Here is a 25613-nt window from a genome sequence, read left to right as displayed (position 1 = left end):
GCTTAGCGCAGCTTGCCCATGTAGCTTTCCAGCGGGTCCTTGCCCAGCACGCCCTGGGCATTGGCCAGCGCGTCGATGAACAAGGAAAACAGTTCGGATTGCGTGCCGATGTCGAGCTTGGCATAGACGTTTTTGCGGTGGGACTTGATGGTGTCTTCCGACACCCCCAGGCGCTCGGCCAAGGACTTGGTCGAGTGGCCACGCAGGATGAGTTGGGCGATGCGGCACTCGCGCTCGGTCAGCAACGAGCTGCCAAAGTTGTTGAGCGCGGCATGGATACGCTGCTCCAGCACGTTCTCGAAACGCCCCCCGCGGCTCCCCAGCCCGGCGAAGTGCTTGTTGAGCACCGCCAGCACCCAAGGCGTGACACGGCCGAACAGCTCGCGGCTTGGCCCGTCCAGTTTGTCGGTGAAGGCCAGCGACACTGCCAGGCTCTGGCCGGGGGCAACCTGGAGGATGTAATTGAGCTCATCCTCCAGGTGCGAATGGCGGTAGAACGACTGGTAGTACTCACTCACTTCGAAGTGGTCAGGGGCCACGTCGAACAGGCCATAGCAGCCAGACTCGACGCGCTCCACGCAGGCACCGTAGAACGGGTCGAGCAGGTAGAACCCGGAAAGGTAGCGGCTGACATTGCCTTCTGGCAGCCAGGGCGCCTTGTCATCTTGCTCGAACAGCGCGCTCGGCATGCCGTCATGGGGGTAGAGGTAGACCGTGGTGGCCTGGATCGGCCGGATGAACCCGAGCGCACCGAACAAGGTGGCGGCAAAGCCCGGTTGGCCGATCATGTCGGTCACCTTGGCCATGTGCTCGAACCACTGCTCTGAAGCCAATTGGTCACTGTTCACTGGAATTCTGCCGGTAGCGGGAAACGGTATCGCCGTTGGGGCGGCGCGTTGTCTGCAAATACTCCCACGGCCAGGCAGAGACCGAAATCACCCTTTGGGGTGAGCGTTTTCAGGCGACGACCGGCTCACCCCAAAGGGTGATTTCGAGTGTGCCTGGGGTGTGGGAGCATCGTCCGGCCCCACCCCTGAGGGCCGCGCACCGCACGCTGGCCCAGCCTCCTTTCATGACCCCGCAACGGTATCGAGCCCACTCGCCTACCGCGGCGTCCTGCATCCGATTTCAGGAGTTAGCAATGCATACAACAACAACTACAGCCCAACCCGCCCATGCCGCGTCGCCCTCCAGCCCGTCGGGCCGCTTTAGAAAATCCATGGGGCTGAGTGCCCTGGTGCTGTTCGGCCTTGCCTACATGGTGCCACTGGCGGTATTCACCACCTATGGCCTGGTTACCCAGATGACCAAGGGGCACCTGCCCACCGCCTACCTGCTGACCCTCGCCGCCATGCTGCTGACTGCCTACAGCTATGGCCGCATGGTGCAAGCGCACCCCTACTCCGGCTCCGTGTACACCTACACCCGCAAAGCCTTCGGCACCCACATCGGCTTCATGACTGGCTGGACGCTGCTGCTCGACTACATCTTCTTGCCGTTGCTCAGCTACCTGCTGATCGGCATCTACATGTCGGAGTACTTCCCGGCCATCCACGCCTGGGTGTGGGTCGCAGGCTCCATCGCCCTGGTGACCTTCCTCAACCTGATCGGTATCGAATCGATTACCCGGGTGAACTGGATTCTGGTGGTCGTCCAGCTGGTGTTCATCATCGTCTTCGTCGGCTTGTCGATCAGCAACCTGGCCGGCCAGTCGGCACCTGTGTCATTGCTTGCGCCCTTCCACCATGAGGGCTTCAGCGTGCCGCTGATCATGACCGGCGCCGCCGTGCTGTGCCTGTCGTTTCTTGGCTTCGATGCGGTCTCGACCATGGCCGAGGAAACCAGCAACCCAACGTTTCGCATCCCACTGGCGATCATGGCCGTGTCGCTGATCGGCGGGCTGCTGTTTCTGGTGGTGTCGTACTGCGCACAGATGGTCTTCCCGGAGTGGGGTAGTTTCGCCGACCCCGACTCGGCCTCGGTGGACGTGATGCGTCGGGTGGGCGGTGAACTGTTGGTGACGGCGTTTACCGCCACCTATGTCGCCGGCTGCTTCGCTTCGGCCATGGTCTCCCAGGCAAGCGTGTCGCGGGTGCTGTTCGCCATGGGGCGCGATGGGGCGTTGCCGGCCGTGTTTGGCCAGCTGGTGACGAAAAAGCGTGTACCGGCGGCGGCGATCATGCTGGTCAGCCTGCTGTCGCTGATCGCCCTGTTCATCACCCTCGACACCGTCGCCAACATGATCAGCTTCGGCGCGTTGTTCGCGTTTTCCGCCGTGAACCTGGCCGTGGTCAAGCACTACCTGGTCGACCAGAAGCTGCGGGGCACGCGCAACTGCCTGCTGTACGGCGTGATTCCTGGGCTGGGGTTTCTCAGTACGCTGTGGCTGTGGAGCAGCTTGTCGAGCCTGTCGTTCACCATCGGGCTGTGCTGGATGGGCGTGGGGTTCGCCTGCCTGCTTGGGCTGACCCGGGCGTTTCGGGTGAAACTGCCCGAGCTGCAGATGGCCGAGTAAGGCTCAGAGCGTCATGAGCATTTCGTGCCAGGCCATGCCACCGTGCTCGGAGGGCGATGGCTGCACGTAGGTGTAGCCCAGCTTTTGGTACAGCGCGACATGCTGCTCTTTGCACATCAGGTGGATGGTCTGCTTGCCCTGGGCCTTCATGCGCTGGATGAACTCACTCATCAGCCGCGTTGCATAGCCTTTGCCCTGGTGTGCGGTGTCGACCACCACCGACATGATCACCACGTTCGGTGCCGCCGGGTCATGGCCGACCAGCTCCTTGAAGGCCTCATCAGACATGACCACGTCATGCGCACAGCCACTGTTGATGAAGCCGACGGTTTCGCCCTCGGCTTCAAGTAGCAGAAAACCTTCCGGGTACTGGGCAATGCGGGTGCGGATTTTTTCCAGGGTGGCCGCTTCATCCCCTTCGTAGGCACCGATTTCGATCGCGTAGCAGCGTTCAGCGTCGGCGGGCACGGGGTTGCGGAACTGAGGGGCGCTCATGCGCTGACTCCTTGGGGTAATGACGACAGGCTGCATGATAAATCACCGCCGATTATTTTCAGCATGACAGGATCGTTTCCTGGACTGAGCGATCTGATTACCATGCCACCCTCGCCACCTCGACACGGAAACGCCCAATGACTGCTACCGCCACGTGCCTCACCGAGCCCGGCCGCTGCGCACGCCTGAAAGCGTCCAGCAGCCGCGACCACGACAGTGTCGACGCACTGGTCATGGCCGCACGCCCCTTCGAGGACCGTGAGCGCTATGCCCGCTTCCTGCAGGTGCAACACCGTTTCCATGGCAGCCTGACGGCGTTGTACCGCGACGAGCAGCTGAATCGACGCCTTCCGGGGTTGGTGCATTTATCGCGGTTCGAAGCGGTGGAGGCAGATCTGCAAGCCTTGGGGTTGCCGCTGCCTGCTGCGCCGCAACGGGTCATTGCCAGCCCCGCCGAGGCGTTGGGTTGGCTGTATTGCAGCGAAGGGTCGAACCTGGGGGCGGCGTTCCTGTTCAAACAGACCCAGCGCTTGGGCCTGGATGGCAACCTGGGCGCCCGGCACCTGGCGCCCCACCCCGATGGCCGCGGCCTGCACTGGCGTGAGTTTGTCGCCAAGCTTGATGGGTTGGCACTGGAGGCTGATGAGGAAGCGGAGGTGGTGACCGGGGTGATTGCCGCGTTTGACAGTTATCGGGGGCATTTGCGGGCTGTGTTTGTGGCGGGTGGTGGTTGATAGTGCGTTGGGGCTGACAGGTGGTTGGCTGGGGATTTTGGGCGCGTTTGAGATCGAGCGCCGCCCGCGCGGCGCATCGCGAGCAACGCTCGCTCCTACGTTTGTTTTTGGCCAATAACGCCTGAGACAGGCGCGCGCGACCTCCTTGTTTGTTCGGCGCGATATCGCGCCATGCGCCAAGGCGGTCGCGCGCCCATGCCCCAGGAATAATTGGCCCGAAACAGACGTAGGAGCGAGCGTTGCTCGCGAAGCGCCGCGCGGGCGGCGCTCGATCTCATAGGCGCCAAATCAATCACCCCTATCACCTCTAGAACTTTTCCCTATTTAAAGGTCTATCTGCACAGGTAAATAGAACCAGAGGTTGGCTTCGCTCATGAAAATGCATGTCGCACGGTTGATGCTTCTCAGCCTGTTCACGTTCGCGGCGGTGGGCTCGGCATCAGCATCACAGATAAAGACCTCGAACGCGGTCTCCCCGGCCGCAACCGTTCAGGCGCTACAGCAACCGGCAGAAAACCCTTGGCCGACCGTGGCCAGCCTGGCGGGTGAACACACGGCGCCGTTGCTCGCCCATGATGACCGCGACTGGCACGATGATCGTTGGCACGATCGCAGAGGCGACTGGCGCCGCGAACAATGGCGCCGCGAGCAAGCCCGCCGCGAAGCCGAGCGCCGACGCGATTGGGAACGCCGTCGTGATTGGGAGCGCCGCCATGAACGGGCCATGCATCACCGCTATCAGGACGATCACCGCTACTATCGCCGTTGATGCGCGGCCCCGGTAGGAGCAGCCTTGTGCTGCGAAGAGGCCGGTACCAGCCACGAATTACTGTGGTCTGTACCGGCCTCTTCGCAGCACAAGGCTGCTCCACAAGACGCAAGACCGTGCATGACCAGCGCGTGCGACAGTCCCCAGGCAAAGATTGAACTACTCGCACTCCCAAGCGCTCTTACTCAGTGAGTGGTTTATTTCCTTGGGCTTGACGCTACTGGAGAACACACTATGCGCCACCTATTCCTCGCCCCCGCGCTGCTGCTCCTGCTGCCTGCCGGTGCTGCCCTGGCCCGCGTCGATGCGGGCGACGTGGCCACCTCGGCCGGTGTTTCCGCTTCGCTGTATTCGACCTTCAAGGACGACAAACGGATCATCCCGGCCCGTGACGAGCTGTCTGCCTTCGTCGCCAGCGGCGGTGCTATCCGCGGTGCCTACGTGGAATCGGCGCTGGAACAGGCACGTAAGGACCATCCCGGCCTGCAGGCCAATGACGAAGAACTGGCCCGGGCCATTCTCTCCCAGGACGATCCTGTAGCAAATCATTGAAACCTTGCACTCAGCACACCCACGCCTGCTTCTCTTCGCAGATTTAGCAGGCGTGGGTGTGCTGCGGGCACACGCAGGCTGAAGGGGTGATACGCTTCCAACGACAATAACAATTGCCGCCGAGTGAGCCCAATGAACATCCTCTACGACGAGCGGGTCGATGGAGCGCTGCCTGACGTGGACCTGCCCGCCCTGCTCAAGGCCCTGCGCGATGCGCAGCCGGACCTGACGATTCTTCATCGCGCAGAAGACCTCAAACCCTACGAGTGTGACGGCCTCTGCGCCTACCGGACGGTGCCACTGCTGGTGGTGCTGCCTGAACGCCTGGAACAGGTTCAGACCTTATTGCAGCTCTGCCACCAACGCGGCGTACCGGTGGTGGCGCGCGGTGCCGGCACCGGGCTGTCCGGGGGTGCCCTGCCACTGGCCAAAGGCATCCTGCTGGTAATGGCGCGCTTCAACCGCATTCTGGAGATAAACCCCGAGGGGCGCTTCGCGCGTGTTCAGCCCGGGGTACGCAACCTGTCCATCTCCCAGGCTGCCGCGCCCTATGGCCTGTACTACGCCCCCGACCCGTCTTCGCAAATCGCCTGCTCCATCGGCGGCAACGTGGCCGAAAATGCCGGGGGCGTGCATTGCCTCAAGTACGGTTTGACCGTGCACAACCTGCTCAAGGTGGAGATTCTCACGGTCGAGGGTGAACGCCTGACTCTGGGCAGCGACGCCCTCGACAGCCCCGGTTTCGACCTGCTGGCACTGTTCACCGGCTCCGAAGGCATGCTCGGCATCGTCACCGAAGTGACCGTCAAGTTGCTGCCCAAGCCCCAGGTGGCGCGGGTGTTGCTCGCCAGCTTCGACTGCGTCGAGGACGCCGGCAGGGCAGTGGCCGAGATCATCGGCGCCGGGATCATCCCCGGCGGGCTGGAGATGATGGACAACCTGGCGATTCGCGCTGCCGAGGACTTCATCCACGCAGGCTACCCCGTGGATGCGGCGGCGATCCTGCTGTGCGAACTCGATGGTGTCGAAGCCGATGTGCATGACGACTGCGAGCGTGTCGCGGCCGTGCTGACCCAGGCCGGCGCACGCGAGGTGCGGCTGGCCTGCGACGAGGCCGAACGCGCGCGTTTCTGGGCCGGGCGCAAGAACGCCTTCCCCGCAGTAGGGCGCATTTCACCTGACTACTATTGCATGGATGGCACCATCCCACGCCGCGAACTGCCCCGCGTACTCAAGGGCATCAGCGCACTGTCCGAACAGTACGGCCTGCGCGTGGCCAATGTGTTCCATGCCGGCGACGGCAACATGCACCCGCTGATCCTGTTCGATGCCAACCTGCCCGGCGAACTGGAACGCGCCGAGGCCATTGGCGGCAAGATACTCGAACTGTGCGTGGCGGTAGGCGGCAGCATCACCGGCGAGCACGGCGTCGGGCGGGAGAAGATCAACCAGATGTGCGCGCAGTTCAACAGCGACGAAATCACCCTGTTCCACGCCGTCAAGGCCGCCTTCGACCCGCAAGGGTTACTCAACCCTGGCAAGAACATCCCCACCCTGCACCGCTGCGCCGAATTCGGCGCGATGCATGTGCACCACGGGCAGTTGCCCTTCCCCAACCTGGAGCGTTTCTGATGGGCAAGGACCGCGACATCAGTCAGGCCCTGCTGGAGCAGGTCAACCAGGCACTGATCCTGGGCACACCGCTGCGAATCCAGGGCGGCAACAGCAAGGCCATGCTCGGCTGCCCGGTCGCCGGGGAAGTCATCGATACCCGCGGCCATCGCGGTATCGTCAGCTACGACCCCACCGAACTGGTGCTAACCGCACGCGCCGGCACGCCGCTGCAGGAAGTCGAGGCAGCGCTGCACGAGGCGGGCCAGATGCTGCCTTGCGAGCCCCCGCACCTCGGCCCCGAAGCGACCCTCGGCGGTGTCGTTGCGGCGGGGTTGTCCGGGCCACGGCGGCCATGGGCCGGGGCGGTGCGCGATCATGTGCTCGGTACCCGGGTGATCACTGGCCACGGCAAGCTACTGCGCTTCGGGGGTGAAGTGATGAAGAACGTCGCCGGGTATGACGTCTCGCGGCTGATGGCAGGCAGTTTCGGTTGCCTTGGCCTGCTGACCGAGGTGTCGCTGAAAGTACTGCCGCGCCCGCGCCAATGCCTGAGCCTATGCCTGCCGATGGACCGTCACCAGGCGCTGGCGGCGCTTACCACCTGGGGCCAGCAGCCGCTGCCGATCAGCGCTGCCTGCCATGACGGCGAGGCGCTGTACCTGCGCCTGGAAGGGGGTGAAGGCTCGGTGCAGTCGGCACGCCAACGCCTGGGAGGTGACGTGCTCGACAGCTGCTTCTGGACCGACCTGCGCGAACAGCGCCTGGCTTTTTTCGACGACCCGGCGCCACTGTGGCGGCTGTCCGTGCCCAACGCCACTGGGGAGCTGAATCTACCCGGGCGCCAACTGATCGACTGGGGCGGCGCGCAGCGCTGGCTGAAGTCGAGCGCGCCAGTGGAGTCGATTCGCGCAGCGGTTGCCAACGTCGGCGGCCATGCCACGTGCTACGCACCTGGCGAACAGAGCAGCGCACCATTGCCCGCCGCCCTGCTGCGCTACCACAAAGCCCTCAAGCAGCAACTCGACCCCCAGGGCATCTTCAACCCGGGCCGCCTGTACCCAGACCTATGAGGGCACACCATGCAAACCAACCTGAGTGAAGCCGCGAAACGCCTGCCCCGCGCCGAAGAGGCCGAACGCATTCTGCGTAGCTGCGTGCACTGTGGTTTCTGCACGGCCACCTGCCCCACCTATCAGTTGCTCGGCGACGAGCTGGATGGCCCTCGCGGGCGCATCTACCTGATCAAACAAGTGCTCGAAGGCGCACCGATCACCGCCAGCACGCAACTCCACCTGGACCGCTGCCTGACCTGCCGCAACTGCGAAACCACCTGCCCTTCAGGCGTGAAATACCACGATTTGCTGGACATCGGCCGCGCCGTGGTCGAACAGCAAGTGCCACGCCCGCTCGGCCAGCGCCTGCTGCACGGGGGCCTGCGGGCGGTGGTGCCGCGCCCTGCGCTGTTCAAGGCCCTGTGCCGCACTGGGCAAGCCTTGCGCCCGGTGCTGCCGGCGGCCCTGACAAGCAAGCTGCCCGCCCGGGTGACCGCACCCGGCGTACGGCCGGCGCCACGGCATTCCCGCCGGGTGCTGATGCTCGAAGGCTGCGTGCAACCGGCGCTGTCGCCCAATACCAATGCCGCTGCCGCGCGCGTGCTGGACCGGTTGGGGATCAGCGTCGAACCGATTCGCGAAGCCGGTTGCTGTGGTGCGGTCGATTACCACCTCAATGCCCAGGCCCAAGGCCTGGACCGCGCCCGGCGCAACATCGACGCCTGGTGGCCGGCCATCGAAGCGGGGGCTGAAGCCATCGTGCAAACGGCCAGCGGCTGCGGCGCGTTCGTGCGCGACTACGGCCACTTGCTGGAGGCGGACCCGCGGTATGCCGCCAAGGCGGCGCGGGTCAGTGCCTTGTCTCGCGACCTGGTGGAAGTGCTGTGCGAAGCGCCGGTCGAGCAGCTTGGGCTGTGCGCCGAGCAGCGTGTGGCCTTTCATTGTCCGTGCACCTTGCAGCACGCGCTCAAGCTTGGCGGTGCGGTAGAAGGCCTGCTGACTCGCCTCGGTTTTACCCTGACCGCGGTGCCGGATGGCCATTTGTGCTGTGGGTCGGCGGGGACCTATTCGCTGACCCAGCCTGAGCTGTCGCGGCAGTTGCGGGACAATCGATTGAAGGCCTTGGAGAGCGGCAGGCCGCAGGTCATTGTTACTGCCAACATCGGTTGCCAGACCCACCTTGGTGGGGCCGGGCGCACGCCGGTGCGGCATTGGGTTGAGATTGTCGATGCGGGTTTGGGGGCGGGATAGGTATGACGTTAGATGTGCAGCGCCTGGGAGATCGAGCGCCGCCCGCGCGGCGCTTCGCAGCACAAGGCTGCTCCCACATCTGTTTCGGGCCAGTGAGGCCTGTGATATTTGCGCGCGACCGCCTTGTTGGTCCAACTCGATATTGAGGTGGGCGGTAAGGGGCCGCGCGCCCATGGAACAGGAATAACTGGCCCGAAACAGATGTGGGAGCAGCCTTGTGCTGCGAAGCGCCGCGCGGGCGGCGCTCGATCTCATAAGCGCAGAAAATCCCAAGGCTGAAACACTTTCAGAAATCCCCCACAACTACGTCAGAAATGCCCTACTTGTCGCGCCTGACAGCTGAAAACATGATCCCCTCTGGACGACCCAGAGGAGGCCCCGCATGCACCAGTCCGCTCGCCCCACCGCCGAACTGCGCCACACCCTGCGTGAACTGCTGGCCCACAAGGTCAGCAACCCTGATGACGACCCGCACCTGTCGGGTGTACTGTTCTTCTGTGCCACCGACGAGCGCACCCGCCAGTTGATCGAGCGCATCGAGCTGCTGGCCAGCGAAGCCTTCTTCGACGCCAGTGGCCGCGCCATCACCCACCGGATGCGAGCGGCTGCGGTTGACGGGGTGCGTATCAAGCAAAAGCACAAGGCACCGGCCGATGAAACTGTGATACGCATCGCCCTGCCCGACAAAGGCTATATCACGGTCAGCACGGCACGCTTGTAGGCGCAACACGGTGCATTGGCACTGTACGTTGAAGTGCGATCCGCTATCCTCAGCACTCCCCTGCACCGGATCGTTTCATGGAACTGCACATCCGCCTGGAAGGCCGTAAAGGCCTGGCCGACCAGCTCTACCAGCAACTGCGCGCGGGCATCGAGAGTGGCCACCTGGCGGCCGGCAGCCAATTGCCGCCCACCCGGCTGCTGGCCGAACAACTGGGCGTGTCGCGCAAGACCGTGGCCGAGGCGTACTCCAGGCTTACCTATGACAACCTGCTCAGTGGCGTGGTCGGTCGCGGTACGTTCATCACTCCGCGCCACCCCCTGCGTTCGAGCGAGGCAACGGCCGTCCCCTTGGCGGCTGCGGCATCCCTCGAACGCTGGCAGCAACGCGCGACGGTGCTGGGCAGGCCGCAACTGCAAGCACCGTCGCGCTATGACTTCGTTGGCGGCGCTTCGAGCAAGACGCAGTTCCCGTTCGACCAGTGGCGCAGCTGCCTGAACTACGCCCTGCGCCGCAGCCAGCGGCACCCCGAGCGGCAGTTCTCTGCCCAGGGGCTGCCTGAGCTGCGCGAAGCCATCGCCCACCACATCGCCTATGCCCGCGGCGTACATTGCAACGCAGCGGATGTGTTGGTATGCAATGGTGCGCAACAGGCGCTGGACCTGATCGCCCGGGTACTGATCGAACCGGGCTGCCCGGTGGCCATGGAAGACCCAGGTTACCCGCCGGCACGTCAACTGTTTCTGGCCTTGCGCGCACGCCTGCAATCGGTACCGGTGGATGATGAAGGGATGTGCGTCGAGCAGATCGCCGACGGCACGCGGCTGATCTACGTGACCCCGTCACACCAGTTCCCCCTCGGCATGCCGATGAGCGAGCCGCGCAGGCGGGCGTTACTGGCACGCGCCGCCGAGCTTGGCGCGTTGATCATCGAGGACGACTACGACTGCGAATTCCGCTACCTGGGGCCACCCGCCGACGCCTTGCAGCGCCTCGACCGGCATGGCCTGGTAGCCTACGTCGGGACCTTCTCCAAGACCCTGCTGCAGGAGCTGCGCCTGGGCTACGCCGTGTTGCCGCCCGCCGTGCTGAAAGCCGCCTGCGTGGCCAAGCACCTGAGCGACTGGCACAGCCCGACCCTGCTGCAATGGGCACTGGCGCGCTTCATCAGCGAGGGCCATCTGAACAAGCACATCCGCCGCTGCCACGATGTCTACAGTGCCCGCCGCGAGCGCATTCTCGCCCGCCTGGGCGGCGACCTGGCGCCTTGGTTCAGCCCCGTGCCGGCCAGCGCCGGTTTCCACTTGAGCGCGCTGGCCAAGCCGGGGGTGGATGTCGAACTGCTGGCAAACCTCGCACGCAAGGTGGAGGTCGGCCTTTACTCGCTGGCGCCCTTCTTCAGTGACGTACCTGTGCGCGCTGGGCTGGTAATGGGCTTCGGCGCTATCGAACTGCTCGACATCGACCCTGCCCTCGACCGCGTTCGCGATACCCTGCAGCGCCTTAGCTAACCGACGCGGCCTGGCCGTTCGGCGCCGAACGGGCAATGGCTGCCGCATAGCCGCGTGGCGCGAAACAGGCCGTCACCAGCAACATCGCCACCACCGTCACGGTCAACAGCACCCACGACGCCTGGAAGTCGCCACTGACGTCGCGCAACCCGCCCGTGATGTACGGCACGATCCCGGTAATGATGAAGCCGATCCCTTGGACAAAGGCCGCCAGGCTCCCCGCTTCAGCGGGTGTTTTCAGGTGCTCCAGCGTCAGTGTCAGGCTCTGGCTGAAGCACGCCCCCAGGCCAAAGCCGATCATCGCCACCCACACGCCCATGCTCAGCGTGGGCGCCAGTAACAGCCCAAGGAAGCCGGCCAGCTGGATCGAAAGCGCCAGCCATAACCCAGGCCGACGGTCGACCCAGCGGCGCAGCAACAACGGCAGGCCTAGCGCGCCGGCAACCTGGAAGATTGTCATCAGCCCCACCAGGTCACCACCGCCCTGGGCGGTTCCGCCGTGCTCCAGGTGATAGGCCGGCAGCCAGGCGACCATGCTGGTATAGCCACCATTGATCAGGCCGAAATACACCGCCAGCAACCAGGCACGGCGGGTGCCGAACCAATGCCCGCCCGTGGCACCCGCCAGCGTCGGCGTAGCCTGCCGTGGGCGCAGCAGCGTCCAGGCCAGCAGCGCCACAAGCGCCGGGATCGCCCACAGGCCCAGCCCGGCCTGCCAATGGCCAAAGTACCCACTGATATGCGGGCCAAGCACCGCCGCCAGGCCGCCACCACTCATCAAGGCCGCGGAATACATGCCCATGGCCCCAGCCAGGCGGGTCGGGAACCAACGGTTGACCAACCCCGGCATCATGCCCTGGACCACCGCCACGCCGAGGCCGGCGACCACCGCGCTGGCAATCAATGCCCAGGCGCTGTCCAGTTGCAAGCGCCACAGGCACGCCAGCGCAATGGCCGACAAGCCGGCGAGCATGCCGCCATGTTCGCTGACCCAGCGCCGCAACCAAGGTTGCAACAACGGCACCAGTCCCATGCACAGCACGGGCAGCGCGGTCAGCAGTGCGGCCTGCTGGTAGCCCAGGCCGGTACTGGCGCGCATGGGTTCGAGCAGCGGCCCGATGCTGGTGAGGATCGGGCGCAAGTTCAGCGCCAGCAGCACCACCAGCAACAGATTCAAGGCAGTTCTCATTGCGTGTTGGCCTGCTTCCACTCAAGGTACAGGCCGGCTTCGCCACTGGGTTTCAGCGGCCGCAACGGCAGGCTCTGCTGTTGCGGTGGGCGCGCCATCTGCGCATACACCGCAGCCGTGGATAAGCCGAAAGGCTCGCCTTCATCGTTGTCATAAGCAAACCAGGCACGCTCGATGCCGCACAGGTGCATGGCCGCCAGGCACATCGGGCACGGGTGACCGCTGGCGTAGACCTCGGCACCGTCCAGACGAGCCTGGCCCAAGGCATGCGCGGCCTTGCGGATGGCCTGCATCTCGGCGTGGGCGGTCGGGTCCTGGGTGCTGTGGATCTCGTTGACCGCGCGCGCCACCACCTGCCCCTGGTAGACCAGCACTGCACCAAAGGGCCGGCCACCGGCCTGAATGTTGGTGCGGGCCAGTTCGAGGGCTTCGCGCATATAGCGTTCTTCGGACATGAATCGGTACTCCTTCTGCAAGACCTGGCCATTATCCCGGCTTGCCGGCCTTGGCAGAAATGAAGAGATTGGATGCCCCTCAGTGGGCACCTGAATGGCCCGATTGGCCTCCGGGCAAAGTGTGCGATTGGCTATCGGGCTGATCGCTGCACAGCGCTAAGGTAGCGCCATGACCACCCAACACCTTCTGGAGAACACCATGAATACACGTATCGAATGGGCCAAGCACGCACCGGAAGCCTACAAAGCCATGGTCGGCCTGGAACAGGCCCTGGCCAAGTGCGGCCTGGAGAATTCACTGCTCGAATTGGTGCGCCTGCGCGCTTCGCAGATCAACGGCTGCGCCTACTGCGTCAACATGCATGCCAATGACGCACGCCAGGCCGGCGAAACCGAAGCACGCCTGCAAACGCTGAGCGTGTGGCAGGAAACCGCCTACTTCACGCCGCGTGAACGTGCCGCACTGGCATGGGTAGAGTGCCTGACCCGGCTGCCGGAGCGCGGTGCGCCACAACCGGAATACGAAGCGCTGCAAGCACATTTCGAGCCGCAGGAAGTGGTCAACCTGACGCTGGCCATCGCCACCATCAATGCCTGGAACCGCTTCGGCGTCGGCTTTGCGATGGTGCCGGCCTGAACAGGGAGTGAAAGGTCCCACAGGATGAAGTGAGGTCGCCTACTGCGCCATGTCTGCGGCGTTACTAGCATCGGGCATTCGATCAATAACCGAGTACTCCCCGATGAGCGTAACCCTCCACCCTACGCGCAGCCTGACCCTGCTGTGCGCGGCACTGTTCGCCAGTACTCACCTGCAGGCCACGCCGTTGACCCGCGACAACGGCGCTGCGGTTGGTGAAAACCAGCATTCGCAGACTGCCGGTGCCAGCGGGCCGACGCTGTTGCAAGATGTGCATTTGATTCAGAAGCTGCAGCGATTCGACCGCGAGCGCATCCCAGAGCGTGTCGTACACGCCCGCGGTACCGGTGCCCACGGTGAATTCACCGCCTCTGAAGATCTGCGGTCATTGACGCAAGCCCCGCTGTTCACCCCAGGTGAAAAAACTCCAGTATTCGTGCGCTTCTCTTCCGTGGTACATGGCCTGCATTCACCGGAAACCCTGCGCGACCCACGCGGGTTCGCCACACGCTTCTACACCAGTACTGGCAACTGGGACCTGGTAGGTAACAATTTCCCGACCTTCTTCATTCGCGACGCGATCAAGTTCCCGGACATGGTCCACGCCTTCAAGCCCGACCCACGCAGTAACCTCGGTAACGATGCACGGCGTTTCGATCTGTTCTCGCACATGCCCGAGGCCACCCGCACCCTCACCCTGCTCTACTCCAACGAAGGTACGCCCAAGAGCTATCGACACATGGATGGCAACAGCGTGCACGCCTACAAATTCGTCAACGCCAAGGGTGACACGACCTACGTGAAGTTCCGCTGGAAGAGCCTGCAAGGGCAGGAAAACCTCGACCCCAAGGCCGTCGAGAAAATCCAGGGCAAAAATTTCAACCACATGACCCAAGACCTGGTCGCCGCCATTGGTCGTGGTGAGTTCCCCAAGTGGGACCTCTATATTCAGACATTGAAGCCCGAGCAGTTGACCGATTTCGACTTTGACCCACTGGACCCCACCAAAGTCTGGCCCGGCGTGCCCGAGCATCGGGTCGGCCAGATGGTGCTCAACCGCAACGTTGGCAATTTCTTCCAGGAAACCGAACAAGTCGCCCTCGCCCCCTCTAACCTGATCCCAGGCATCGAGCCATCCGAAGATCGATTGCTGCAAGGCCGACTGTTCTCCTACGCCGATACCCAGCTGTACAGGGTTGGGGCCAACGCCAATAGCCTGCCGATCAATCAGCCGAGAGTCGCCGTCAGCAATGGCAACCAGGACGGTGCGTTAAACCCTGGCCGCTCCAGCGGCATGGTCAACTACCAGCCAAGCCGGCTGCAGCCGCGCGGCACCAGTGATTCGGCCCGCGCAAGCCAACTGGCCCTGAGCGGCACAACCCAACAGCAGGGCATTACCCGCGAACAGAACTTCAAGCAGGCGGGTGAACTGTTCCGCGCTTACTCGAAAAGCGAACAGCGCGATCTGATCAATAGCTTTGGCCAATCACTGGCCGCGGCGGATGATCAGAGCAAGCACATCATCCTGTCCTTCCTGTACAAGGCCGATGCCGAGTACGGCACCGGGGTCGCCAAGGTGGCGAACGGCGATTTGAAGCGCGTCAAGGCACTGGCGGCACAGCTGCAGGATTGACAGGCTGCTCAGGCCTTGTCGTCGACCTGTCGGCTACAGGGCTGCTTGCCAAACGCACCCTGTAGCTGCCGGGGCTGTGCCCGGTCCACTTCTTGAACGCCCGGTGGAATGCACTGGGCTCCTGGAATCCGGCCTGCTCGGCAACCTCGGCGATGCTCAGCACACCTTCGCGCAGGTGCTCGAAGGCCATCGCCCGGCGCACCTCGTCTTTTATCTGCTGGTACGAACGGCCCTCCCGTTCCAGCTGACGGCGGAAGGTACTGGCGCTGACCCCCTGCACCTGCGCCAACGCGGCCAACGTTGGCCATTGCCCGTAGCGGCGTGCGCGCAGGTGGCGATAGACCTCGGCCACCAGGCCGTTCTGGTTGCGAAAGCGAATAACCAGGCCTTGGGGGGCGCTGCGCAAAAAGGTCTTCAAGGCCGGCAGGTCCTGCACTACCGGCAGGCGCAAGTAGGCACTGTCGAACTCCACTTCGGTACGCCCACTGCCCAGGCGCAGGTCAGGCCCCCACAGCAGCAGGTCATCGTCCTGCGCGGGGCGCGATACCGCAAGCTCGGTGCGGTCGATGGCAATGCGCCGCCCTGCCAGCCAGCACAGCAAGCCGATCATCAGCACCAGGTAGGTTTCTTCGGCATACACACGGGTCAAGGGGTCGGCAATGCTCGACTGCACGCTGATCACCGCCCTGCCGCCGCGTAGCGTGAGGCTACCGCGCAGGTCACGCAGGAACAGGCCAAAACCGCCCATGCACTGACGCAAAGCCTTTTCCAGGTTCGGCTCCTGAATCAGGCCACGGCAGATCAGGGCAAAGCTGCCCAGCGGCATGCCGTGGCTGTCGAGGCAGAAAAACTCGTCGTCCAACAGTTCGATCAGGGCCAGCCACAGCTGGGCGAATGCCTTGGCCGGCACGCGCGCCTGGGGCTGTTCGAGCAGTTGCGGATCGATACCGACCGCACGCAGGTGTGCATCGCGCACGTCCGGGCGTTCGCGCAGGGCATGAAGCATGGCTTCGAGGAAGTACACGGCGACCGTATCGCTATCGCGCATGGCGGATTTCGCTGTCTATGCTGAGTGGCAAAAAGTGCCAGGTTGATTGAACAGATCCGGCATAGGCTCTGGCAGAGCCTTTGCCTAGACTCGGATGAACGAAGGGATCGCCCGCCATTCTCGCAGAGCCAGGCCCGGTCCCGCCATGCCTTCGCAATCGGAGCCCCTATGAGCAGCGCAGAAATTTACGTCGTCAGTGCCGTCCGTTCAGCCATTGGTGGCTTTGGCGGTTCCCTCAAGGACCTGCCGCTGGCCGACCTCGCCACCGCCGTAACCCGTGCCGCCATCGAACGCGCGGGCGTGGACGCCGGGCAAATCGGCCATGTGGTGATGGGCAGCGTGATCCCCACCGAGCCCCGTGATGCCTACCTGGCGCGGGTTGCAGCGATGAACGCTGGCATCCCCAAGGAAACCCCGGCGTTCAACGTCAACCGCCTGTGCGGCTCGGGCCTGCAGGCCATTGTCTCGGCGGCACAGTGCCTGCTGCTGGGCGACACCGATGTGGCCCTGGCGGCGGGCGCCGAGTCCATGAGCCGCGGCCCGTACCTGCTGCCACAAGCCCGCTGGGGTGCACGCATGGGCGACCTGCAAGGTATCGACTACACGGTCGGCGTGCTGCAAGACCCCTTCGAACACTTCCACATGGGGATCACGGCCGAAAACGTCTCGGCCAAGCACGGTATCACCCGTGAAATGCAGGACGAGCTGGCCCTGACCAGCCAGCGCCGCGCCGCCCGCGCCATTGCCGAAGGCCGCTTCACCAGCCAGATCGTCCCGCTGGAACTGAAAACCCGCAAAGGCAGCGTACAGTTCAGCGTCGACGAGCACGTGCGTGGTGATGTCACCGCCGAGCAACTGGCCGGCATGAAGACCGTGTTCAAGAAAGACGGCACCGTCACCGCCGGCAATGCCAGTGGTATCAACGACGGCGCGGCCGGCCTGGTGCTGGCCAATGGTGACGCCGTGCGCCGCCTGGGCCTGAAACCGCTGGCGCGCCTGGTGGGCTACGCCCATGCCGGCGTCGAGCCAGAGTTGATGGGCCTGGGGCCGATCCCGGCAACCCGCAAGGTGCTGGAAAAAACCGGCCTGAGCATCCAGGACCTGGACGTAATCGAGTCCAACGAAGCCTTCGCCGCCCAGGCCTGCGCCGTGGCCCGCGAGCTTGGCTTCGACCCGGAAAAGGTCAACCCGAACGGTTCGGGTATTTCCCTCGGTCACCCGGTCGGCGCTACCGGCGCGATCATCGCCACCAAGGCCATCCATGAACTGCACCGCATTCAGGGCCGTTACGCCCTGGCCACCATGTGCATTGGCGGCGGCCAAGGCATCGCCGTAGTCTTCGAGCGCGTCTGAGGAAACTGACACATGAACATCGAACAGATTGCCGTGATCGGCGCGGGCACCATGGGCAACGGCATTGCCCAGGTGTGCGCCGTGGCGGGCTATCACGTGCTGCTGGTGGACGTTTCCGATGCCGTGCTGGAGCGTGGCGTAGCCACCTTGCGCAAGAACCTCGAGCGCCAGGTCAGCAAAGGCACGCTCGACGCCGAAAAGGCCGAGGCAGCGAAAGCCCGCATCCGCACCGGCACCGACTACGCGCAACTCAGTGGCGCGCAGTTGGTGATCGAGGCAGCCACCGAAAACCTGCAGCTCAAGCAGCGCATCCTTCAGCAAGTGGCTGCCAGCGTGGCCGCCGACTGCCTGATCGCCACCAACACCTCGTCGCTGTCGGTCACGCAATTGGCCGCGAGCATCGAGCACCCCGAGCGGTTCATCGGTGTGCACTTCTTCAACCCGGTGCCGATGATGGCCCTGGTCGAGATCATCCGTGGCCTGCAGACCAGCGACAGCACCTATGCCCAGGCCCTGCTGGTGACTGAGAAGGTTGGCAAGACCCCGATCAGCGCCGGCAATCGCCCAGGTTTTGTGGTCAACCGCATTCTGGTGCCGATGATCAACGAAGCGATCTTCGTGCGCCAGGAAGGCCTGGCCAGTGCCGAGGACATCGACACCGGCATGCGCCTGGGCTGCAACCAGCCGATCGGCCCACTGGCACTGGCCGACCTGATCGGCCTGGATACCCTGCTGGCAATCATGGAGGCCTTCCATGAGGGCTTCAGTGACAGCAAGTACCGCCCAGCGCCGTTGCTCAAGGAAATGGTCGCGGCCGGTTGGCTGGGGCGCAAGAGCGGCCGCGGTTTCTTCACCTATTGAGGAGCAAGTGCCATGCCCCCGGTCAACGCTGCAATGCGCTGTGCCAATTTTGAAGAGCGACGTGACCGGGCCATGGCGCTGTTTGCCGAAAAGGGCTTCGGCCAGGTCAGCATGCGTGAACTGGCGGCCCACGTCGGGCTGACCGCGGGCTCGCTGTATCACCACTTCCCCAGCAAGCAGGACCTGCTGTACGACTTGATCGAAGAGTTGTACGAGGAGCTGCAGGCGACCCTGGACCTTGGGCGCAGGGCCATGGCACGGGGTGGTTCGGCGTTGTCGTGCCTGATTGCGGCGCATTGGCAGTTGCATGCCGAGCGGCCATTGCAGTTTCGCCTGGCCGAGCGGGATTTTTGCTGCTTGAGCGAAGCGCAACAGGCGCGCCTGATGCTACTGCGCAGGCGTTACGAAACCGGGGTGCTGCACCTGATTGCACCGCGGGCAAGCCTCAAAGGCGAAGCACTGGCGGCGACCGCGCATGTGCTGGCGACGTTGCTCAACCAGTTGCCAGGCCTGCTGCAGGCGCGGCGCCTGCCGGAAGGCGAAGGGCTAGGGTTGATGGAAAGCCTGTTGCTAGGAGGCATTGAGCGAACCCTGCGCTAACGTTCACGCTGTTGTAGGAGCAGCCTTGTGCTGCGAAGAGGCCGGCATGGGCACCCGCTTTTCTGTGGCTGCAATGGCCTCTTCGCAGCACAAGGCTGCTCCTACATCCGGGTAGCCTCAGCGCAACAGGGCCTGGATCTGCTCGTGCAGGGTATCCAGGTCGAACGGCTTGGCCAGGATCGGCGCCTTGCGCGTGATCGGGCTGCCAGACTCGAGAATCTCCGCCGGGTAGCCACTGATGAAAATCACCTTCAGCTCCGGCCGCAGTTTTACTGCGGGCTCAGCGATATCCACCCCAGAGATGCCCCCTGGCAATCGAAAATCGGTGACCATCAGGTCCAGGTGCGGCTTGCTCGCCAGGATCTTGAACGCCTGCTCGCCGTCTTCGGCCACCAGCACGTGATACCCCTCGCCGGCCAGGTAGTCGCGCAAAATCATCCGAATCGCCGGCTCGTCCTCGACCACCAGCACCACATCTTGTGCATCTTCACTCATGATAACGCCTTGAAATTCTTACAGTTGGCCATCTGACCCCAAGCTTACGCAGAGGTTGCCCGCGCCTGGTCGTTTTGTTCTTTGAACGTTGCCAGCGGCAATTGCAACGTGAATGTGGCGCCCTCGCCTTCCTCGCTGTCCACCAGAATCCGCCCGCCGTGGGCCTGGACGATCTGCTCGGAGATGAACAGCCCCAACCCCAGCCCACCGCTGGCCTGGTGTGCTGCGACGCGCTCGAACTGCTGGAAAATGCGCTGCTGGTTGACGGCGCTGATGCCAATGCCGTGATCCTGCACCTGCACCCAGGCCATGCCGCCCTCCGCGAACACCCGCACCTGCACCGGTTTTCGTTCACCGTAACGCAAGGCATTGGACAACAGGTTGGCCACCACTTGTTCAATCCGAAATTCGTCCCACTCACCCTGCAACGGTTCACAACGTTGCAGCGCGATATGGGTATCCAGCGCGGTGGCCTGGGCGCTGAAGTTTTCCACCAGGCCGCGCACCAGTTGGCCAATATCGAACACCCTGGGCCGCAGTGACAACTTGCCGGTGCGGATGCGCGAGACGTCCAGCATGTCTTCGATCAGCCGGATCAGGCTGTTGATCTGCCGCTCGTCACGCTCGACCATGGCCTGCAGCTTGTCTACGCTGAAGGCCTCCAGGTTGCCCCGTGCCAGGTGCATCTTGCGCAGCTGGGTTTCCAGAATCAGGCCATTGAGTGGCGTACGCACTTCGTGGGAGACGATCGACATGAAGTCGTCGCGCATGCGTACCGCATGCTCCAGCTCGCACCGCGCCAACTCCAGCTGGCCAAGCAGCACCTCCTGCTCCTGACGGCTACGCTCCAGGGCTTCCAGTTGCCGACCAAGCACCTTGCGCTGGCGGAACAGGTCGACGAACACCGAGACCTTGCTCTTCACTGCCAAGGTGTCGAGCGGCTTGTGCAAAAAGTCCACGGCCCCGCTTTCATAGCCCTTGAAGGCGTAATTCATCTCGCGCCCCGCCGCACTGACAAACACGATGGGAATGTTCTTGGTCTTTTCCGTGCCGCGCATCAACTCGGCCAGTTCGAAGCCATTCATGCCTGGCATCTGCACATCGAGGATGGCCAGCGCAAATTCGTGCTCAAGCAGCAGCGACAATGCCGCTTCCGCAGACTGGGCCTGGTGCACCTCGCGGTCTTCGCCCTGGATCAGGGCCTCGAGCGCCAGCAGGTTTTCCGGCAGGTCGTCGACGATCAGCAGTTTGGCGATGGTGTGGCTTAGCATGCGCTTGTTTCCAGGGTCGCGAGCAATTGCCCGATACCACTCAGAGTAAGGATATGGTCGGGCTGGTGCAGGGCCAAGGCGGCTTCCGGCATCAGCGCGACCTGTGCGTCGCGAGGGTCCTGAACAATCGTGCGGCCCCCATTGTTGTTGATGTAGGCCAGGCCCGCGGCGCCATCCTCATTGGCACCGGTCAGCAGCACGCCAAGCAGGCTGGCGCCGTAGGCATCGGACGCCGACATGAACAGGAAGTCGATGGCCGGGCGCGAGAAGTGCACCGGCGCTTCCTGGCTCAACGACAGCGTCAGGTCACGCTCCACCGAGAGGTGGTACCCCGGCCCAGCAACGTAGATCATCCCAGCGCTGATCCGTTCCTTGTCACTGGCCTCGCGCACTGGGCGCTGCAGCCGCCGCTGCAGCACTTCGGCCAGCTGGCTGTGCCGCCCGTCCGGCAAGTGCAGCACGCACAATACCGGAATGGCGAACGCCGACGGCAGCGCACCGAGCACCTGCAACAAGGCCGCCACCCCGCCAGCCGAGGCCCCCATCACCACTGCCCGTGCGCCGTTCATGTCTTACGGTAGATCCGTTCCGGCTTCACCAGCGGCTCGAAGCGCTGGCTGTAGGCCGAAAAGTCTACCGACTCCTTGCTGCCCAAGACCAGGAAGCCCCGGTGGCAGAGGGATTCATGAAACAGGCCCAAGGCCCGGTCTTGCAGGTCTTTGTTAAAGTAGATCAGCACATTGCGGCACGACACCAGCTGGGTCTCGGAGAACACGCTGTCGGTGGCCAGGCTATGGTCGGCGAAGGTCACGTTGTCGCGCAGGCTGCTGTCCATGATGGCGTTGCCATAGGCAGCGGTGTAGTACTCGGCAAAGTCACGGCGGCCACCGGCCAGGCGGTAGTTTTCTTCATACTCGCGCATGCTTTGCATCGAGTAGATACCCTGCTTGGCCCGGTCCAGCGAATGCGGGTTGATGTCGGTGGCATAAATGATGGTGCGCTCAAGCAGGCCTTCCTCACGCAGCAGGATGGCCATCGAGTACACCTCTTCACCGGTGCTGCACCCCGCGACCCAGATCTTGATCGACGGCCAGGTCCGCAACAGCGGCACCACTTCGTTGCGCAGGGCCAGGAAGTGGCTTGGGTCGCGGAACATCTCGCTGACCGGGATCGTCAGGAACTGCAGCAACTGCATGAACATGCCCGGATCGTGCAGCACCCGCTCTTGCAACGCCGACACCGTCAGGCAGTCGAACTGGCGCAGGGCATGCAGGATCCGGCGCTTGATCGAAGCGCCGGAGTAGTTGCGGAAATCGTAGCTGTACTTGAGGTAGATCGCCTCGATCAGCAGCCGGATCTCGATGTCGGTGTTGCGCTCGCTAGTCAAATTCGCTCCAGTTGCGGCAGCCATACACGGATCAACGAGAACAGGCGGTCCAGGTCGATCGGTTTGGCCAGGTAATCATTGGCGCCAGCCTGCAGACAACGCTGCTGGTCATCCTTCATCGCCTTGGCGGTCACGGCGATGATCGGCAGCTTGCGCCAGCGCGGTTGCTGGCGGATCAGCCGGGTAGCCTCGAAGCCGTCCATCTCCGGCATCATCACATCCATCAGCACCAGGTCGATGTCGTCATGCTGCTCCAGGCGCTCGATGGCTTCACGCCCGTTACGGCCAATCTCGACGATGGCGCCCTTGTGCTCCAGGGCACTGGTGAGGGCGAAGATATTACGCACATCGTCATCCACTAGCAGCACTTTGCGCCCTTCGAAGACCTTGTCGCGGCTGCGCGCGGTCTTGAGCATGCGCTGGCGCTCATGGGACAACTGCGATTCGACTTTGTGCAGGAACAGCGTCACTTCGTCGAGCAGGCGCTCCGGCGAACGGGCGCCCTTGATGATGATCGAGCGCGAATACTTGAGCAGGTCGGTTTCTTCTTCGCGGGTGAGGTTGCGCCCGGTGTAGACGATCACCGGCGGGAATGACCGGATGTCCTCGGCAGTCATGCGCTTGAGCAGCTCGTTGCCGAGCATGTCGGGCAGCTTGAGGTCGATGATCATGCAGTCGTAGATGTTCTCGCGCAGCAGCGCCAAGGCGTCCTGGGCCATGGCCACGGCGGTGATCTCGACATCGTCATCGCCGATCAGGCGGGCGATGCTTTCGCGCTGCAGGTCGTCGTCCTCCACCAGCAGGATGTGCTTGAGCTTTTGGGTCAGCTTGGCTTCCAGGCGGGCGAACACTTCCTTGAGTTCTTCACGGCTGGCCGGCTTGACCGCGTAGCCCACGGCGCCCATGTGCATGGCCGCTTCGACGCGATCCTCCACCGAAATGATGTGCACCGGAATATGCCGCGTGCCGGCCAGCTCCTTGAGGCGCTGCAGCACGGTGAGGCCAGAATGGTCAGGCAGGCGCATGTCCAGCAGGATGGCATCGGGGATGTACTGGGACGCCAGCGCAAAGCCCTCGTCGGCGCCATGCGCCACCAGGCAGCTGTAACCCAACTCGTGGGCCAGGTCGAAGAGGATGCGGGCGAAGTTCGGCTCGTCCTCGATCACCAGGATGCAGCGGTTATTGAAGGGGGCCCGCTCGCGGTCATCGGCGAAAGTCGGTGCCGGCAGTTTCGGCACCACGGCGTTGGACGCCTTGGGCGCTGGCGGCAGAGTGTCTACCGCAGGGCGCAGGCTCAGGGCCTCGACTTCCTCGCCCTCATGTTCGTAGCGTTCGGGCATGACCAGGCTGAACACGCTGCCCTGCCCCGGGTTGCTCTCGACATTGATCTGCCCGCCCAGCAGGTGCGCCAGGTCACGCGAAATCGACAGGCCCAGGCCGGTGCCGCCATAGCGCCGGTTGCTGCTGCCGTCGACCTGGTGGAAGGCGCCGAAGATCGCCTGCTGCTGGTCGGCGGCAATGCCAATGCCAGAGTCACGGACGGTGAAAATGATGCCGGTATCAGCCTCGTGGCTGATGGTCATGCTGACCTGACCGTGGTCGGTGAACTTGATGGCGTTGGACAGCAGGTTCTTGAGGATCTGCTCCAGCCGTTGACGGTCGGTGAACAGCGTCACTGGTACCTGCGGCTCGACCTTGACCTCGAAGGCCAGGCCTTTGTGCTCGGCCAGCGGCAGGAACATGCCGCGCAGGCCTTCGACCAGGCGCTCCAGCTGAGTGGTCTCCGGGCGCACTTCAAGCTTGCCGGCTTCGACCTTGGCGATGTCGAGAATGTCGTTGATCAGGTTCAGCAGGTCATTGCCCGCCGAGTAGATCGATTCGGCGAACTTGACCTGCTCGGCGCTAAGGTTGCCTTCGCCGTTCTCGGCCAGCAACTTGGCCAGGATCAACGAGCTGTTCAGCGGCGTGCGCAGCTCGTGGGACATGTTGGCGAGGAACTCAGACTTGTACTTGCTCGAACGCTGCAGGTCGTCGGCGCGGGCCTGCAGCTCTTGCTGGGCCTGGCTGAGCTCATCGTTCTTGCGATCCAGGGCGTCGGTGCGCTCGGACAGTTGTTCGTTGGTCTGTTCAAGCTCGGCCTGTTGAGTTTCCAGGTGGGCCTGGGATTCCTTGAGCACCCGTGATTGCTCTTCGAGTTCTTCGTTGGCGGTTTTCAGCTCTTCCTGCTGCACTTGCAGCTCTTCGTTCAACTGTTGGGTCTCGGCCAGCACTTCCTGCAGGCGCTGGCGATAACGCGCACTCTCGATGGACATGCCAAGGTTGCCGCCGACCCGCTCCATCAGCTCTTCATCGCGCGGCAGCAAGGGGCGCAGGAAGCCCAGCTCGATCACGCCGTTGATCTGCCCATCGTCGGTGGCGGGCATCAGCAATGCACTGCGCGGCAAGCCATTGCCGAGGCCCGAGCTCAGGCGGTAGTATTCTTCGGGCAGGTCGTCGAGGCACAGCAGCCGGCCTTCGCGCACGGCCTGGGCCAACAGGCCATCGTGGTCGCCTTTGATCTGCTCACGGGCCTGCTCCTCGGCGCTCAGGCCATAGGTGGCCACGCGCACCAGGCGGCCATGTTCGTCGCGCGCATACACCGCGCCCACCACGCTGCCCAAGTACGTAGCAAAGAAGCGCAGGATATTGTCGCCCAGCATGGGCAGGGTCAGTTGCCCGAGCACCTGCTGGGCCAACTGGGTCTGGCCATTACGCAACCAGGCCTGGTGCTCCAGGCGCTCGGCCGCACGCTGCTGGGCCTGCAGGTTTTCGTCATAGCTGCTCGACAGCGCCAGCAGGTCGCGGCGCCCGAGGTAGGCCAGCAAGGCGCTGAGGCCGACGATGAACAGCACGAAGGCCGAGATCGCGGTCACGGTGACCGAGCTGACTTTCTCGTTGCGGGCCATGCGCAGTTGCTGCTCAGTGTCGATCAGGCCTTCGAATTCCTTGCGGATTTCATCGGTGATGCGCTTGCCGCGCCCATTGCCGATCGATGCCTGGTAATTGCCCTCGCTGCGGCGCAGGGTAATCATCTCGCTGCCGAAGTCATTCCAGGCCTTTTGCAGGGCCAACAGCCGATCAATACGGTCAACCTGCTGCGGGTTGTCCTCAACCATGCCGCGCAGGCTCTGCAGGCTGCCGAGAATTTTCGGCTTGGCCACCTCGTAGGGGTCGAGAAAGCGTTCGTCGCCGGTGATCAGGAAGCCGCGCATGCCGGTTTCCATGTCGATCGACAGCTTGACCGTTTCGTTGGCATTGCCGATCACGCGGTCCGTATGCTCGACCCACTGCATGGCCGAGAGCAGGTAGTTGATCACCGCGACGAACGCCACTGCGCCCAGCAGGCCGACCCCAAGGGGCAGGCCGATGTTGCGACTCAGCAGCTTGCGAAAGCTTTGCTGGTCAATCGAGGCTACTTGAATCATCTGAAA

General features: G+C 63.6%; 24 protein-coding genes. 14 read left to right on the top strand and 10 right to left on the bottom strand.

What is annotated here, in order from left to right; genetic code table 11:
- Positions 1-2: 2 nt before the first annotated feature.
- Positions 3-806, bottom strand: coding sequence for a helix-turn-helix transcriptional regulator (locus HU750_RS13950; RefSeq protein ID WP_186680698.1), 804 nt, complete (start codon positions 804-806; stop codon positions 3-5).
- A gap of 335 nt (positions 807-1141) precedes the next feature.
- Here HU750_RS13950 and HU750_RS13945 point away from each other — a divergent pair, with 335 nt between their 5' ends.
- The gene (locus HU750_RS13945; RefSeq protein ID WP_186680529.1) at positions 1142-2515 is read left to right on the top strand and encodes an APC family permease; all 1374 of its coding nucleotides are present in this window, start codon (positions 1142-1144) and stop codon (positions 2513-2515) included.
- 3 nt (positions 2516-2518) lie between these two features.
- On the opposite strand, the gene HU750_RS13940 is transcribed toward HU750_RS13945, so the two are convergent.
- Positions 2519-3010 carry a GNAT family N-acetyltransferase gene (locus HU750_RS13940; RefSeq protein WP_186680527.1) on the bottom strand — a complete coding sequence of 164 codons (492 nt, stop codon included), beginning with the start codon at positions 3008-3010 and terminating at the stop codon, positions 2519-2521.
- A gap of 137 nt (positions 3011-3147) precedes the next feature.
- Here HU750_RS13940 and HU750_RS13935 point away from each other — a divergent pair, with 137 nt between their 5' ends.
- The 8 genes from HU750_RS13935 (at position 3148) to pdxR (ending at position 11214) form a co-directional block, all read left to right on the top strand.
- The gene (locus HU750_RS13935; protein ID WP_186680525.1) at positions 3148-3744 is read left to right on the top strand and encodes a biliverdin-producing heme oxygenase; all 597 of its coding nucleotides are present in this window, start codon (positions 3148-3150) and stop codon (positions 3742-3744) included.
- Positions 3745-4117: 373 nt separating this feature from the next.
- The gene (locus HU750_RS13930) at positions 4118-4513 is read left to right on the top strand and encodes a hypothetical protein (RefSeq protein WP_186680523.1); all 396 of its coding nucleotides are present in this window, start codon (positions 4118-4120) and stop codon (positions 4511-4513) included.
- Positions 4514-4747: 234 nt separating this feature from the next.
- Complete coding sequence (locus tag HU750_RS13925) at positions 4748-5065, top strand: DUF2388 domain-containing protein (protein WP_099429773.1); 318 nt, start codon at positions 4748-4750, stop codon at positions 5063-5065.
- A 132-nt stretch (positions 5066-5197) separates the two neighbouring features.
- Positions 5198-6697, top strand: a complete 1500-nt coding sequence (glcD, locus tag HU750_RS13920) for a glycolate oxidase subunit GlcD (protein ID WP_186680521.1) — start codon at positions 5198-5200, stop codon at positions 6695-6697.
- Complete coding sequence (gene glcE, locus HU750_RS13915) at positions 6697-7749, top strand: glycolate oxidase subunit GlcE (protein ID WP_186680519.1); 1053 nt, start codon at positions 6697-6699, stop codon at positions 7747-7749. Before glcD ends, glcE begins: the two co-directional genes overlap by 1 nt.
- Before the next feature lie 9 nt (positions 7750-7758).
- Positions 7759-8982, top strand: a complete 1224-nt coding sequence (glcF, locus tag HU750_RS13910) for a glycolate oxidase subunit GlcF (RefSeq protein WP_186680516.1) — start codon at positions 7759-7761, stop codon at positions 8980-8982.
- Between the two features lie 382 nt (positions 8983-9364).
- Positions 9365-9703: a hypothetical protein gene (locus HU750_RS13905; RefSeq protein ID WP_027593708.1), complete on the top strand. Its 339-nt coding sequence runs from the start codon at positions 9365-9367 to the stop codon at positions 9701-9703.
- Between the two features lie 77 nt (positions 9704-9780).
- Positions 9781-11214, top strand: a complete 1434-nt coding sequence (gene pdxR, locus HU750_RS13900; RefSeq protein WP_186680514.1) for a MocR-like pyridoxine biosynthesis transcription factor PdxR — start codon at positions 9781-9783, stop codon at positions 11212-11214.
- Here pdxR and HU750_RS13895 read toward each other — a convergent pair.
- Entirely contained in the window at positions 11207-12403 is a 1197-nt protein-coding gene (locus HU750_RS13895; protein WP_186680512.1) for a cyanate transporter, read from the bottom strand. The genes pdxR and HU750_RS13895 overlap by 8 nt on opposite strands.
- On the bottom strand, positions 12400-12858 hold the full coding sequence (locus tag HU750_RS13890; protein WP_027593711.1) for a nucleoside deaminase: 459 nt from the start codon (positions 12856-12858) through the stop codon (positions 12400-12402). The genes HU750_RS13895 and HU750_RS13890 overlap by 4 nt, the downstream gene beginning before the upstream one ends.
- A 199-nt stretch (positions 12859-13057) precedes the next feature.
- Between HU750_RS13890 and HU750_RS13885 the strand changes: the two genes are divergently transcribed.
- Both HU750_RS13885 and HU750_RS13880 read left to right on the top strand, forming a co-directional pair.
- A complete protein-coding gene (locus HU750_RS13885; protein ID WP_186680510.1) occupies positions 13058-13495 on the top strand; it encodes a carboxymuconolactone decarboxylase family protein in 438 nt (145 codons plus the stop codon).
- A gap of 103 nt (positions 13496-13598) precedes the next feature.
- Positions 13599-15128 (top strand): catalase, encoded by a 1530-nt coding sequence (locus tag HU750_RS13880; RefSeq protein ID WP_186680508.1) that lies wholly within the window; start codon positions 13599-13601, stop codon positions 15126-15128.
- Here HU750_RS13880 and HU750_RS13875 read toward each other — a convergent pair.
- Positions 15097-16176 (bottom strand): AraC family transcriptional regulator, encoded by a 1080-nt coding sequence (locus tag HU750_RS13875; RefSeq protein ID WP_186680506.1) that lies wholly within the window; start codon positions 16174-16176, stop codon positions 15097-15099. The genes HU750_RS13880 and HU750_RS13875 overlap by 32 nt on opposite strands.
- 168 nt (positions 16177-16344) lie before the next feature.
- Between HU750_RS13875 and HU750_RS13870 the strand changes: the two genes are divergently transcribed.
- Genes HU750_RS13870 through HU750_RS13860 form a run of 3 tightly spaced genes read left to right on the top strand, consistent with a single transcriptional unit; the run spans position 16345 to position 18990 of the window.
- Positions 16345-17529, top strand: coding sequence for an acetyl-CoA C-acyltransferase family protein (locus tag HU750_RS13870; protein WP_027593714.1), 1185 nt, complete (start codon positions 16345-16347; stop codon positions 17527-17529).
- A gap of 12 nt (positions 17530-17541) precedes the next feature.
- Positions 17542-18390 carry a 3-hydroxybutyryl-CoA dehydrogenase gene (locus HU750_RS13865; RefSeq protein WP_186680504.1) on the top strand — a complete coding sequence of 283 codons (849 nt, stop codon included), beginning with the start codon at positions 17542-17544 and terminating at the stop codon, positions 18388-18390.
- A gap of 12 nt (positions 18391-18402) precedes the next feature.
- Complete coding sequence (locus tag HU750_RS13860) at positions 18403-18990, top strand: TetR/AcrR family transcriptional regulator (protein WP_099453692.1); 588 nt, start codon at positions 18403-18405, stop codon at positions 18988-18990.
- Between the two features lie 117 nt (positions 18991-19107).
- Here the strand turns inward: HU750_RS13860 and HU750_RS13855 are convergent, their stop codons facing one another.
- From HU750_RS13855 to HU750_RS13835, 5 genes are read right to left on the bottom strand one after another with little or no spacing between them, the layout of a single operon-like run.
- Entirely contained in the window at positions 19108-19485 is a 378-nt protein-coding gene (locus HU750_RS13855) for a response regulator (protein WP_099429781.1), read from the bottom strand.
- A 44-nt stretch (positions 19486-19529) separates the two neighbouring features.
- Entirely contained in the window at positions 19530-20756 is a 1227-nt protein-coding gene (locus HU750_RS13850) for a hybrid sensor histidine kinase/response regulator (protein ID WP_186680501.1), read from the bottom strand.
- Positions 20750-21325, bottom strand: coding sequence for a chemotaxis protein CheB (locus HU750_RS13845; RefSeq protein WP_027593719.1), 576 nt, complete (start codon positions 21323-21325; stop codon positions 20750-20752). Before HU750_RS13845 ends, HU750_RS13850 begins: the two co-directional genes overlap by 7 nt.
- A complete protein-coding gene (locus HU750_RS13840; protein ID WP_027593720.1) occupies positions 21322-22143 on the bottom strand; it encodes a CheR family methyltransferase in 822 nt (273 codons plus the stop codon). Before HU750_RS13840 ends, HU750_RS13845 begins: the two co-directional genes overlap by 4 nt.
- The gene (locus HU750_RS13835) at positions 22140-25607 is read right to left on the bottom strand and encodes a response regulator (RefSeq protein ID WP_186680499.1); all 3468 of its coding nucleotides are present in this window, start codon (positions 25605-25607) and stop codon (positions 22140-22142) included. Before HU750_RS13835 ends, HU750_RS13840 begins: the two co-directional genes overlap by 4 nt.
- Positions 25608-25613: the final 6 nt, after the last annotated feature.

It is taken from the genome of Pseudomonas sp. SWRI50, from assembly GCF_014269095.1.
Lineage (GTDB): Bacteria > Pseudomonadota > Gammaproteobacteria > Pseudomonadales > Pseudomonadaceae > Aquipseudomonas > Aquipseudomonas kermanshahensis.
Note: the sequence above shows the minus strand (reverse complement) of the source record. Positions and strands in the feature narration are given on the sequence as shown.